The sequence below is a fragment of the Streptomyces sp. NBC_00443 genome, from assembly GCF_036014175.1.
Lineage (GTDB): Bacteria > Actinomycetota > Actinomycetes > Streptomycetales > Streptomycetaceae > Streptomyces.
This window is the reverse complement of the sequence record NZ_CP107917.1, coordinates 7,517,205-7,528,912: the sequence shown is the minus strand read 5'-3', so window position 1 is coordinate 7,528,912 and position 11,708 is coordinate 7,517,205. Positions and strand designations below refer to the sequence as shown.

General features: G+C 71.7%; 11 protein-coding genes. 4 read left to right on the top strand and 7 right to left on the bottom strand.

Features of this window, described 5'->3' with window-relative positions; all coding sequences use genetic code 11:
* The first annotated feature begins 25 nt into the window (after window positions 1–25).
* Window positions 26–637: a hypothetical protein gene (locus OHO27_RS34275; RefSeq protein WP_328428836.1), complete on the top strand. Its 612-nt coding sequence runs from the start codon at window positions 26–28 to the stop codon at window positions 635–637.
* 82 nt (window positions 638–719) lie between these two features.
* Here the strand turns inward: OHO27_RS34275 and mshC are convergent, their stop codons facing one another.
* The 4 genes from mshC to OHO27_RS34255 form a co-directional block, all read right to left on the bottom strand.
* Window positions 720–1,949: a cysteine--1-D-myo-inosityl 2-amino-2-deoxy-alpha-D-glucopyranoside ligase gene (gene mshC, locus OHO27_RS34270; protein WP_328428835.1), complete on the bottom strand. Its 1,230-nt coding sequence runs from the start codon at window positions 1,947–1,949 to the stop codon at window positions 720–722.
* Between the two features lie 119 nt (window positions 1,950–2,068).
* A complete protein-coding gene (locus tag OHO27_RS34265; RefSeq protein ID WP_328428834.1) occupies window positions 2,069–2,887 on the bottom strand; it encodes an SCO1664 family protein in 819 nt (272 codons plus the stop codon).
* On the bottom strand, window positions 2,851–3,441 hold the full coding sequence (locus tag OHO27_RS34260; protein ID WP_328428833.1) for a DUF3090 domain-containing protein: 591 nt from the start codon (window positions 3,439–3,441) through the stop codon (window positions 2,851–2,853). The genes OHO27_RS34265 and OHO27_RS34260 overlap by 37 nt, the downstream gene beginning before the upstream one ends.
* Window positions 3,442–3,540: 99 nt before the next feature.
* Window positions 3,541–4,227 carry a histidine phosphatase family protein gene (locus OHO27_RS34255; protein WP_328428832.1) on the bottom strand — a complete coding sequence of 229 codons (687 nt, stop codon included), beginning with the start codon at window positions 4,225–4,227 and terminating at the stop codon, window positions 3,541–3,543.
* A 62-nt stretch (window positions 4,228–4,289) separates the two neighbouring features.
* Between OHO27_RS34255 and corA the strand changes: the two genes are divergently transcribed.
* Window positions 4,290–5,288 (top strand): magnesium/cobalt transporter CorA, encoded by a 999-nt coding sequence (gene corA, locus OHO27_RS34250; protein WP_328428831.1) that lies wholly within the window; start codon window positions 4,290–4,292, stop codon window positions 5,286–5,288.
* Between the two features lie 12 nt (window positions 5,289–5,300).
* Here the strand turns inward: corA and OHO27_RS34245 are convergent, their stop codons facing one another.
* Together OHO27_RS34245 and OHO27_RS34240 are read right to left on the bottom strand one after the other, a co-directional pair.
* Entirely contained in the window at window positions 5,301–6,089 is a 789-nt protein-coding gene (locus OHO27_RS34245; protein ID WP_328428830.1) for a ferritin-like domain-containing protein, read from the bottom strand.
* A 248-nt stretch (window positions 6,090–6,337) separates the two neighbouring features.
* Window positions 6,338–7,393, bottom strand: a complete 1,056-nt coding sequence (locus OHO27_RS34240; RefSeq protein ID WP_328428829.1) for an LLM class F420-dependent oxidoreductase — start codon at window positions 7,391–7,393, stop codon at window positions 6,338–6,340.
* A 196-nt stretch (window positions 7,394–7,589) separates the two neighbouring features.
* Here OHO27_RS34240 and OHO27_RS34235 point away from each other — a divergent pair, with 196 nt between their 5' ends.
* Both OHO27_RS34235 and OHO27_RS34230 read left to right on the top strand, forming a co-directional pair.
* Window positions 7,590–8,573 (top strand): aldo/keto reductase, encoded by a 984-nt coding sequence (locus OHO27_RS34235; RefSeq protein WP_328428828.1) that lies wholly within the window; start codon window positions 7,590–7,592, stop codon window positions 8,571–8,573.
* On the top strand, window positions 8,570–10,834 hold the full coding sequence (locus tag OHO27_RS34230; protein WP_328428827.1) for a helix-hairpin-helix domain-containing protein: 2,265 nt from the start codon (window positions 8,570–8,572) through the stop codon (window positions 10,832–10,834). Before OHO27_RS34235 ends, OHO27_RS34230 begins: the two co-directional genes overlap by 4 nt.
* 129 nt (window positions 10,835–10,963) lie before the next feature.
* Here OHO27_RS34230 and OHO27_RS34225 read toward each other — a convergent pair whose 3' ends face one another.
* Window positions 10,964–11,707, bottom strand: coding sequence for a hypothetical protein (locus OHO27_RS34225; protein WP_328428826.1), 744 nt, complete (start codon window positions 11,705–11,707; stop codon window positions 10,964–10,966).
* Between the last annotated feature and the right edge of the window lies 1 nt (window position 11,708).

Here is an 11,708-nt window from a genome sequence, read left to right as displayed (position 1 = left end):
CACATCAAGGGAAGGTGACACCCGAATGAGCACCACCCCGCAGATGAGTCACATGGGACAACAGCAGGGCCAGCAGTTCCCGAGCACGTCGCCGTACCAGCAGCAGCCCTACGGGCAGCAGCAGGGCTACGGCCAGCAGCAGCCGTCCGGCATGGGCATGAGCGGTTCGTTGGAGCAGCTCCAGCAGCTCGGCCAGCAACAGCCCTACCAGCAGCTGCTCCAGCAGCTCGGCCAGCAGTTCGGCCAACAGCAGCCCCAGCAGCAGCTGGGCCAGCAGCAGTTCACCGGCCCGCAGTTGGGCCAGCAGGACCAGCAGGCACAGCAGGCCGAGCAGCAGATGCAGCAGCAGTTGCAGCAGGTCGCGCTGGCGGCGGTGCAGCAGGTCGTCCAGCAGGTCCAGACGCAGGCGCCGGCCTCCGGCGTGGCGAACGGCTTCATCGACATCGTCCACCCGCTGCAGGGGCAGCCGCATCAGATCTTCCTGCGCATCAACAACCAGTTCCGGGTCCTGAACAACCCGAACCCGCAGATCCACCAGCAGATCCAGCAGGCCTTCGCATTCGGGCACCAGGTGATCGGCATCTGGGACACCCAGTCGCCGAGCGTGCTGCGCAGCGTCCGCATCCAGCGGCTCTGACGGGCACCTGAACAAACGCGTCGGGGCGCTTCCACCCGTGGGGAGGAAGCGCCCCTCTCGTGTCCGGGGTTGCCGGGGGTTCCTAGAGAGCCACGCCCAACAGCGCGTCCACAGCCCGCGATACGACGCCGGGGGCACCCGGGTCCGTGCCGCCGCTCTCCTCCTGTGCGGCGGCCCAGCGGTCGACCGCGGCGAGCGCGGCCGGGGCGTCCAGGTCGTTCGCCAGGCCCTCGCGGATCTCCTCGACCAGCGCCTCGGCGGGCGGCCCGTCGGGCCGGGACACGGCGGCACGCCAGCGGCCGAGGCGGGCCACGGCGTCCTCCAGCACCCGGTCGGTCCACTCCCAGTCGGCCCGGTAGTGGTGGGCGAGGAGGGCGAGCCGGATGGCGGCGGGGTCGACGCCGTCGCGGCGCAACTGGGAGACGAAGACGAGATTGCCCTTGGACTTGGACATCTTCTCGCCGTGCAGCGCGACCATGCCGGCGTGGACGTAGGCCTTGGCCATGGGGAACTCGCCGGTGAGCACCTGGGCGTGCGAGGCGCCCATCTCGTGGTGCGGGAAGGCGAGATCGGAGCCGCCGCCCTGGACGTCGAAGCCCATGCCGAGGTGGTCGAGGGCGATGGCGACGCACTCGATGTGCCAGCCGGGCCGGCCGCGTCCGAGCGAACCGCCGTCCCAGCTGGGCTCGCCCGGTCGGGCGGCCATCCAAAGCATCGGGTCGAGCGGGTTCTTCTTGCCCGGCCGCTCCGGGTCGCCGCCACGCTCGGCGGACAGCAGCCGCATGGCGGCGGCGTCGAGGTTGGACACCCTGCCGAAGTTCGGGTCGGACTCGACGGAGAAGTAGACGTCGCCGTCGAGTTCGTACGCGGCACCCGCGTCCCGCAGGCGCTCCACGAGCGGCACGATGCCGGGTATCGCCTCGACCGCGCCGATGTAGTGCTGCGGGGGCAGCATGCGCAGGGCGGTCATGTCCTCGCGGAAGAGAGCCGTCTCCTTCTCGGCGAGGGCGGCCCAGTCGATGTCGTCACGCTCGGCCCGCTCCAGGAGCGGATCGTCGATGTCGGTGACGTTCTGGACGTAGTGAACCTGCCGCTTGGTGTCGAGCCACACGCGCTGCACGAGGTCGAACGCGTTGTAGGTCGCCGCGTGCCCCAGGTGAGTGGCGTCGTACGGCGTGATGCCGCAGACGTAGATACGGGCGACGGGACCGGGGTCAAGGCTGACCAGGCCCCCGGTCGCGGTGTCGTGGATCCTCAGGTCGCGGCCCTGACCGGGCAGGGCGGGGACCTCAGAAGCGGGCCAGGCATACATGTCATGAGCCTAACCGGACGGATGTTCCGTACACGAACCGGACCGGGCCGGATGGCCGGTGAGGCGTTCTTGCGCGATACCGGCCGCTGTGCTGCTCGCGATAACCGGAGAGCGTGCTCCTAGACGGGCGGCCAGGGAATGGCCGGCCACTCCCCGCTCGGCTCCGGATGCTTGCCGGACGTCAGCAGCGCCTCGACCCGCGCGCGTGTGGCTGCCACCTCGGCGGCCGTGATCAGCCCGGCCAGGCGTACGGCAAGCTCACCGCCCGCCTCCAGCCCCTTGCGCAGGGAGCCGAGCACCTCGACGGCCTCCCCGGTCAGCGGCTCCCCCGCCCAGCCCCACAGCAGGGTCCGCAGCTTGTTGTCGACGTTGAACGTGACGCCGTGGTCGATGCCGTACAGCCGGGCGCCCTCGGTGGGCAGCAGGTGCCCGCCCTTGCGGTCGGCGTTGTTGATCACGGCGTCCAGGACAGCCAGCCGCCGTAGCCGCTCGTCGTCGGCGTGCACCAGCAGCGCGGTCTTCCCCTCGCCGACCTCGGCGAGGCCGATGGCCTTCCAACCGGGCTCGGGCTCCTCGCCGTCGACCAGGGCCAGCAGCTCCGCCCCGGGCGTCACCTCGATCCACAACTGGACCATGCCCTCGCCGTACGGCCCGTGCCGCAGCACGGTGGGCGGCACGAGCCCCCAGCCGGTCGCCTCGGAGATCTCGTACGCGGCGACCTCGCGCTGCGCGAGCGTCCCGTCGGGGAAGTCCCACAGCGGCTGCTCACCGGCGACCGGCTTGTAGATGCAGGACACCTCCTGCCCGTCGTCTGCGACCGTGCAGAACAGCGCGGCGTTGGACGCCTCGCGGATGCGGCCGCGCACGGTCAGCTCACCCTCGGTGAGCAGCTCCACCGAGGTCACGCTCCGCGGCGGTATCCGTTCTGGCGCGGACATACGTGTCCTTCCGGGTCGAGCGGGAGGCTGCACAAGGGACACGGCGGCCGCCCCGCGTTGACGACGTCCAGGGCACGCTTGGCGAAGGCTCGCGCCTGCGCGCCGGTGAGCCGGACCCGCAGCATCGGGGGCCCGTTCTCCTCGTCCTGAAGCAGCCGTTCCTCGGCCTCGGCGAGGTCCTCCTCGGAGTCGGCGTCGAGCTCCACGAGGGCCTGCGCCTCGACGATCATCCGCTGCTCCTCGCCGTCCCAGGCAAGGGCCATGGTGCCGACGCGGAACTCCTCCTCGATGGGGGCGCCCAGCGGCTCGGTGTCGGCGATCTCGGAGGGCGCCATGGCGGGGACGGAGGCGCTGCCGCCACTACGCCGTACGACCTCGTCGAGCAGCTCGTCCATGCGCTCGGCGAGGGCGGCGACCTGGGTCTTCTCCAGGGCCACGCTGGTCACCCGGGAGCCTGCGGCGGCCTGGAGGAAGAACGTACGGCGCCCGGGCAGCCCGACCGTACCGGCCACGAAGCGGTCCGGGGGGTCGTAGAGGAACACCTGACGGGACACGTCCTGTCTCCATTGGAATCGTGAGTACGGCGAATCGTGGGTCGGCGAAATCGTGAGTACGGCGCTGCTTCGACCGCTTCACCCTACTGCGCCGGACGATCACGGTGCGCCCGCGCCGCCACCGACCGTCGCGTCACCGGCCGGCGGCTCCTCGCGCGGGGCGAGGGACGCGAAATCACCGGTGTCCCCGAGGCGTACGAGAAACGGCCTCAGGCGTGTGTAGCGGATCGCGGTGATGGAACACGGTTCAACGGAAATCCTCTGGAAGAGGTCGAGATGAAGACCCAGTGCGTCCGCGACGAGGGACTTGATGATGTCGCCGTGCGAGCACATCAGGTACACGGCGTCGGCACCGTGATCGCGCTCCACGCGCGCGTTCCACTCGCGTACGGCCTCGGCGGCCCGGGTCTGCATGGCCCGCATCGACTCGCCGCCGGGGAACGCGGCCGCCGACGGGTGCGCCTGGACGACCTCCATCAGCGGCTCGTCCTTGAGCTCGGCGAGCTTGCGGCCGGACCAGTCGCCGTAGTGGCACTCCCCGATCCGCTCGTCGGTGTGCGCGGTGAGTCCGGGCCGGGCTTCGAGGAGCGGCCGCAGCGTCTCCTGACAGCGCTGGAGCGGGCTCGTGACGACCTCGGACAGCGGCAGCGCGGCGAGCCGTCCGGGCAGCGCGGCGGCCTGCTCGGCCCCGCGCTCGTCGAGGGCGACACCGGGCGTCCACCCGGCGAGCAGTCCCTCGGTGTTGGCGGTGGAACGTCCGTGCCGGACCAGGATCAGCGTGGGCATGCCGCCCAGGGTAGGCGCACGACCGGGTGCGTTCGGAGCCGGAGGGCGGGAGAATACGCTCCGTGATCGTCGACTGCGCCATCTACCGGGACGGGCGCCGGATACCGGGGCCGGGGGACATCTCCGACGCCCTGGATCTGTGCCGCCTCCAGGACGACGCGTTCGTCTGGATCGGCCTGTACGAACCCACGGAGAAGGAGTTCGACAAGGTCACCGAGGAGTTCGGGCTGCATCCGCTGGCCGTGGACGACGCGCTGAACGCTCATCAGCGTCCCAAGCTGGAGGTGTACGACGACTCGCTGTTCATGGTCCTCAAGCCGGTCGGGTACGACCCGGACAGCGACGTCGTCACCTCCGGCGAGGTGATGGTCTTCATCGGCGACTCGTTCGTGGTGACCGTCCGGCACGGCGAGGAGGCCCCCCTGGCGGCGGTACGAAGCCGTCTGGAGCACGAGCCGGAGATGCTCCAGCACGGTCCCACGGCGGTGCTGTACACGATCGCCGACGCCGTGGTCGACCACTACGTGGACGTGGCGGACGAGTTGGGCACGGACCTGGACGAACTGGAGGCGGAGGTGTTCTCGCCGGCCCGCGGCGGCTCACGGCACACGGCGTCCCGGATCTACGCCTTCAAGCGGCAGGTCCTGGAGTTCCGCAGGGCCACCGGCCCGCTCGCGCAGCCCCTGGAACGGCTCGCCGACACGGGTCTGCTCAGCTTGCCCGTGCCCTTCGTGCACGACAAGGCGCAGCCCTTCTTCCGCGACGTCAGCGACCACCTCACGCGCGTGAACGAGGCGGTCGAGGGCCTCGACCGCCTCGTCTCCGACGTCCTGTCGGCGCACCTCGCGCAGACGAGCGTCCGGCAGAACGACGACATGCGGAAGATCTCCGCGTGGGCTGCCATGGCCGCGGTCCCCACGATGATCGCGGGGATCTACGGCATGAACTTCGAGCACATGCCGGAGCTGACCTGGCTGTGGTCGTATCCGGCGCTGATCGCGGGCATGGCCGCCCTGGAGGTGCTGCTGTACCGGCTGTTCAAACGCCGGGGCTGGCTGTAGGACCGGATACGGTCAGGCGAACTCGGGCGCGGACGTGGCGGGTCCGCCGAGGGCGTCGCGTCGTTCCGGCATCCTCAGGGACACCATGCGCCGCCATCCCGCGAGGCGCTCCCAGACGTACATGGCGTGGATGCCCGCGGCGAGCACGGCCGCCTTGGGGCGGGACCAGCCGAGGATGCGCCCCATGTGGTCCATGACCGCGAGGCTGACGTCCCGGTAGACCCCGATCTCGGCGAGCGCGCACTCGCGCAGCGTCCGCTGGATCAGCCGGCCGCGCCCTGCCGCCGCGAAGCGCAGCAGTTCCTCATGGGTGTACGCGAGGTGATTGTCCTCGTCGTTGGAGATCATCCGCACGGCCTTGCCGACGTCCGGGTGGTCGGCGAAGTACTTCCTGAGCATCACCATCTGGTCGGCGGCCCGCTGCTCGGTGACCCGGCTGTGGGACAGGTAGACGATGACGTCCTCGACCGTGAGCGGTTGCTCGGACTTGAGCTTCTCGTGGGCGAGACCGATGCCATGCTGCTCCAGCAGCATCGTGTAGTCGGTCTCGGGCGGGACCGGGACGGGTTCGAGGCCGCGCTTCTTCATCAGGGCGTTGAAGATCCGCCCGTGCTTGTCCTCGTCCGCCCCGTGCCGGGTGATCTTGGGTGCGAGCGGGCGCTGGCTCTCCGGGACGAGCGCGGCGATACGCGCGTTCTCCCAGCCGCCCTGGGTCTCGCCGCTCGCTGCGATGGAGCAGAACAGGCGGAAGGACTCGTCGTTGTCGATGATCTCCTGGAACAGACTCTTGGCCGAAAGCATCGTGGGGCACCTCTCTGCAGGACACCGCAGGATTCCGCAAAGAACGAGTCAAATGCGGCAAGAGAGGTGCTGCAACAGCTGTGTCGGACAACTCCGCCAAAAGAATGACGATCGGGGTACGACGGGGGCGTAACCGCGTGGACACGCGCGCGTTGTTCTGCATGACGGCCGTGGCGGGGAAGACCCCCGAGCCCCCACCACGGCCGCTGAACTTGGCAGGTCCTGCGGCCTGCCCGTGACGCCGGGCGTCACGCGAGACCGGCGCGCTCCAGGGCCTCGGTGCCGGCGCGGAGCGAGGCGAGCCGCTCGTCGAGCGTGAAGCCCGCGGGAGCCAGCGACAGGGTCGTGACCCCGGCCGCCGCATAGGCCTTCATCCGGTCCGCGATGCGGTCGACGGAGCCGAGCAGCGTGGTCCTGTCGATCAGGTCGTGCGGCACGGCCGCCGCGGCGCCCTGCTTGTCGCCGGAGAGGTACTTGGTCTGGATCTCCGCGGCTTCCTTCTCGTATCCCATGCGCTGGGCGAGCTGGTTGTAGAAGTTCTGCTTGGGGCTGCCCATGCCGCCGACGTACAGCGCGGTGTAGGGGCGGAAGGTGTCGGCCAGCGTGGCCACGTCCTTGTCGTCGCCCACGGCCAGCGGCAGGGTCGGGCAGACGTCGAACCCGTCGAGGGTCTTGCCCGCCTTCTCGCGCCCGGCACGCAGGTACTTGATCGTCGTGTCCTCCAGGTGCTCGGCGGAGGGGAAGATCAGCAGGGCGCCGTCGGCGATCTCACCGGTCTGCTCGAGGTTCTTCGGGCCGATGGCGGCGATGTACAGCGGGATGTGCTCGCGCTGGGGGTGCACGGTCAGCTTGATCGGCTTGCCGGGGCCGCCGGGGAGCGGCAGCGTCCAGTGCTGCCCCTCGTACGAGAGGCGTTCGCGCGTCATGGCCTTGCGGACGATCTCGACGTACTCCCGCGTGCGCGCCAGCGGCTTGTCGAACTTGACGCCGTACCAGCCCTCGGAGACCTGCGGCCCGGAGACGCCGAGGCCGAGCCGGAAGCGGCCGCCGGAGAGCGAGTCCAGTGTCGCGGCCGTCATGGCCGTCATCGCCGGCTGGCGGGCCGGGATCTGGAAGATGGCGGAGCCGACGTCGATGCGCTCGGTCTGGGCGGCGACCCAGCTCAGCACGGTGGCCGCGTCCGAGCCGTACGCCTCGGCGGCCCAGCACACGGCGTACCCCAGCCGGTCGGCCTCCTGCGCGACGGCGAGGTTGTCCGCGTCCATTCCGGCACCCCAGTAGCCGAGGTTGATCCCGAGCTGCATGGCCGATCCCCTTACCGATCAGTAACGTCCCTTGTGGGCCCGACCTTAGCGCGGGGGACGTCCCGCGGGGAGGCCGGTGTGGCGGGCGTCGCCCCGCAGGCGGCGGCGAGGCCGCCGGTTTCCCCGGTCACCGTCCGGAAAACTGGTTATCCACAGGCCCCCACATGCCAGGTTCTGGCCAGTAATCTCGGCGTTCATGGAGCAGAGGCATCTCGGCCGCACCGGCCTGCGCGTGTCCCGGATCGGGCTCGGCACCCTCACCTGGGGCAGGGACACCGACGAGCACGATGCGGCCGACCTCTTGAAAACCTTCTGGGAGGCGGGCGGCACCCTCGTCGACACGGCCGACGTGTACGGCGACGGGGAGGCCGAGTACCTGCTCGGCCGGCTCATGGAGGGGCTCGTCCCGCGCCGGGACCTGGTCATCTCGACGAAGGCGGGCAGCGTTCCCGACCCCGACCGCCGCTTCGACGGCTCGCGCGGCCATCTGCTCTCCGCGCTGGACGCCTCACTGGCCCGGCTCGGCACGGAATACGTCGACGTCTGGCACATCCACGCCTTCGATCCGTGCACGCCGCTGGAGGAGACCCTCCAGGCCCTCGACCTGGCCGTCAGCAGCGGACGCGCCCGCTATGCCGGCGTCTCCAACTTCTGCGGCTGGCAGCTCGCGAAGGCGGGGACCTGGCAGCTCGCGGCGCCGGGCATACGCACCCGGCTGGCGAGCACACAGCTGGAGTACTCCCTGCTCCAGCGGGGCGTGGAGCGCGAGGTGTTGCCGGCCGCGCTGGACCTGGGCATCGGCCTGCTCCCCTCTTCCCCGCTCGGCCGGGGTGTCCTGACCGGCAAGTACCGCACCGCCACGCCGCCCGACTCACGCGGCGCCTCGGAGCACCTGGCGCCCTTCGTCGCGCCGTACCTCGACGACACGGCGAGCCGCATCGTGGACGCCGTGCAGACGGCCGCCGACGGGCTGGCCGTGACCCCGCTGCAGGTCGCCCTCGCCTGGGTCCGCGACCGGCCCGGCGTGGCCGCGCCCGTCATCGGCCCGCGCAACGCGCAGCAGCTCACGGCGGCATTGTCAGTGGAGGCCCTTAGTCTTCCTGACGAGATCTGCCGGGCGCTCGACGATGTGTCGGCGCCCGTGCATCACTATCCCGATCACGACTGGAGCACGCTGTGAGCACGGAGCCGCCCGAGACCACGGGGAACACCGAGCCGGGGCCGACGGAGGCCGCGCCGGGGGCGAGCACCGGAGGTGCCGAGGAGCGGCCTGCCGAAAGCGAAACGGCGTCCGGGGACCGCCAGGCCTCGGAAGGCGAAGGTGTAGGCGAAGGCGCGAGCCCTGCCGTCGAGGCGGACGGTGGCGACGGGGAAGCCGCCGTTCAGGACTCCGCGGCCAAGGACGGCGACGGGGGCGACGGGGCGCAGTTGTCGGAGACCGAGGCCGAGATTGCCGCTCAGCGGATCGAGCGGGAGCGGATCGAGCGGCGGAAGGCCGAGAGGCAGGCGCCCGTGGAGAGCGGGGCCAAGCTCAGCGGGCAGGCCGCCGATCTGCTGGCCGCCGTACGGGCCGTGGAGAGCGGTGCGAAGCCGCCGGCCACCGTCTTCAGCGAGCCGGAGCCGCCGCGCCGCCCCGCTCCGCAGCCGGTGCGCCCGCCGCGGCCCGTGGCGGCCGACGGGGCGGCGGCTGCGGCGCCGGAGGCCGTCGAGTCGGTGCGGCAAGTACTGGCCGACGCAGGTGCACCGGAGGCTCTCGCCGCGCAGGCCGCCGCGGCCCTCGGCGAGGGCGCGGGTGACCAACTGCGGGCGGATCCCTGGCAGCTGCTGCGGATCGGCGGTGTACGGCCGGAGCAGGCCGACGGGTTCGCGCGGGCGCTGCTCGGCGCGGAGTGCGCACCCGACGACGAGCGGCGCGGCCGGGCGGTCACCGTCTGGCTGCTGGACCAGGCGGCCCTGGCCGGGCACACGGCCCTTGAGCTGACGACGCTCACCGCCGCGCTGAACCAGCGGGGTGTGCCCGACGCCGATGCGGCCGTGCAGAACACCCTGGCCGAGGGCGAGGCCCTGGCCTTCCAGGACACCCTGGACGCGCCCGGCGCCCCGGCCCGGCGGGACGACGAGGCCGAGGAGGGGGACGAGGAGCGGCCGGTCCGTGTCCTCGTCGGTCTGGAGCGGTACGCCCTCGCGGAGGAGAGCCTCGCCGACGGACTCGCCCGTCTGATCAACTCGGCGCCGAAGCAGGACGGTTCGGCCGAGGACTGGGAGCGGGCCGCGGCCGACGCGGGCTCCGCCGCGGATCTGGTCCGCGCGGTGGCGACCCACGGCCTGGTCCTCCACACCGGCGGGGAGGCGTCCCTGGCCGAACCGGCGGCACTGCTGCACGCGGCGCGGGCTCTCGGTCTGCGGGCCTGGGCGGCCACCCAGAGCCCGATCGGGCGGAGCCGCTTCGCCGCACGGCTGAGCGAAACCGGCGCGCCCGGCGCACCCGGCGTCGCCACCGTGGCCGGTCTGCTCTCCGGTGCCGAAGGGCCCGGCCGTGACACGGACGGTGCGTTCGACCTCGATCTGCTCGTCGTACTCGACGCACCGCAGGTGGATGTCGAGACGGCGGCCCTGCTCACGGAGTCGTTGCCGGACGGAGCCCGGCTGGTGCTGGTCGGGGATCCCGCGGTGCTGTGGTCGGCGGGGCCCGGGCGGGTGTTCGCCGACCTGCTGGCGGCGCGGAGCTGTCCGCAGATCGCCTCGCGGCAGCCGGATCCTGGTCCGCTGGGCGAGTTGGTGTCCGGGATCGGCATCGGTGAGCTCAACCAGGTCGAGGCACCCGGCAAGGAGGTCGTGATCGTGCCGGTGCGGGACGCGGGCGAGGCCGTGCACCGCACCGTGCAGCTCGTCGCGGACTCGGTGCCCCGCGCGTTCGGCGTCACCGCCGAGGAGACCCGGGTGATCACGCCGGGCCACGGCGGCGCGGCAGGCACGCGGGCGCTCAACGCCGCCCTCAAGGAACGCCTCAACCCCGGCCCCGGCCGCTTCGGCGGCTTCGACCCCGGTGACTGCGTGGCCTACTCCCCCGCGCCGGGCCGTACGGTGCCGGGTCAGGTGGTGAAGGCCGACGCCGAGGGACTGCACCTGTCCTGCGAGGGCGAGGCCGTCGTCGTACCGAAGGAACGGGTGGAGCAGTCCGTACGGCACGGCTGGGCCCTGACCGCACACCAGGCGGCGGGCGCCCGCTGGCCCGCGGTGGTCGTGGTCCTCCCCGGCGACGCGGCCCAGGCCCTGAGCCGCCCCTGGGTCTACACGGCCTTCAGCCGAGCCGACCGCCACCTCTCCGTGGTCCACGGCGTGGAGCAGGCCCTGCCCCGAGCCGTCGCCGAGGTCCCGGCGAAGCCGCGCACGACCCGCCTCCCCGTCCTGCTCGGCACGCAGGTGCCGGCGGCGGGCTGACCGGGCCCCGGCCGACCCGCAGGCGCGGGGGCCGCGCACACGAAGGCGGCGGCGGTCACGGTGTTCATCCGTGACCGCCGCCGCCTCGGAACAACCGCCCAGCGTCGGTGATCGCCTCAGCGAGCCACGTCAGCGTTCCGCGTCCAGTGGCTCCAGATCGTCTTCCTCGTCCAGATCCCTGTCGAGCTCGTCCTCAAGGTCGTCGTCGCCCTCGTCGCCCTCATCGGCGTCCTCGTCACCGTCCTCCGCCTCGTCGACGTCGTCCAGGTCCTCGTCGAACACCGTGCTGACGTCGAAGCGGCAGACCACCCGCTGCGGGTCGACCCCCTCGAAGGGCGCCTCCAGCCATTCCCCGGGTTCGGGCTGCTCGTCCGACGCGGTCACCCAGAGCGTGGAGTCGCCCTCCTCCAGGCCGAACTCCTTGTGCCGGGAGGCGATCTCGTCCGCCTCGAACTCGCCGAACAGGATGCCGAGCGCCCCGTGCACCGTGCCGGAGGCATCCGCGTCCGAACCGCCGTCGTAGTCCGCCGCCTCGATCCGCTCGGCGTGCGCCAGCAGCCGCTGCGGTTCCACCACGACGTAGTCGCGGCGGATCAGCACGCTCACAGCGTTCGGTTCCTCGGGTCCCGTGTACGGCGGCAGCGCGTCCTCCGTACCGGGGATCTCGAAGGGCGTGACCTCGTCGTAGCGGTCGTAGAGCAGCTCGTCGTAGACCTCGGCGGCTGCGGCGAGCTGGTTGAACGCCTCGTAGACGGCCGGGTCGTCCTCACCCGACCGACGTTCGACCGCGTCCAGGTGGCGGTCGAGCGCGGTCTTGACCGCCTCGGCGGCGGCGCGTACCTCGGCAGCCGTGGGCTGCACAGCATCAGACATA

What these genes read in the sequence shown, in the direction of transcription:
- OHO27_RS34275 (WP_328428836.1), top strand. Translation starts at nt 26, where the DNA reads ATGAGCACCACCCCGCAGATGAGTCACATGGGACAACAGCAGGGCCAG.
- mshC (WP_328428835.1), bottom strand. Translation starts at nt 1,949, where the DNA reads ATGTATGCCTGGCCCGCTTCTGAGGTCCCCGCCCTGCCCGGTCAGGGC.
- OHO27_RS34265 (WP_328428834.1), bottom strand. Translation starts at nt 2,887, where the DNA reads ATGTCCGCGCCAGAACGGATACCGCCGCGGAGCGTGACCTCGGTGGAG.
- OHO27_RS34255 (WP_328428832.1), bottom strand. Translation starts at nt 4,227, where the DNA reads ATGCCCACGCTGATCCTGGTCCGGCACGGACGTTCCACCGCCAACACC.
- OHO27_RS34245 (WP_328428830.1), bottom strand. Translation starts at nt 6,089, where the DNA reads ATGCTTTCGGCCAAGAGTCTGTTCCAGGAGATCATCGACAACGACGAG.
- OHO27_RS34240 (WP_328428829.1), bottom strand. Translation starts at nt 7,393, where the DNA reads ATGCAGCTCGGGATCAACCTCGGCTACTGGGGTGCCGGAATGGACGCG.
- OHO27_RS34235 (WP_328428828.1), top strand. Translation starts at nt 7,590, where the DNA reads ATGGAGCAGAGGCATCTCGGCCGCACCGGCCTGCGCGTGTCCCGGATC.
- OHO27_RS34225 (WP_328428826.1), bottom strand. Translation starts at nt 11,707, where the DNA reads ATGTCTGATGCTGTGCAGCCCACGGCTGCCGAGGTACGCGCCGCCGCC.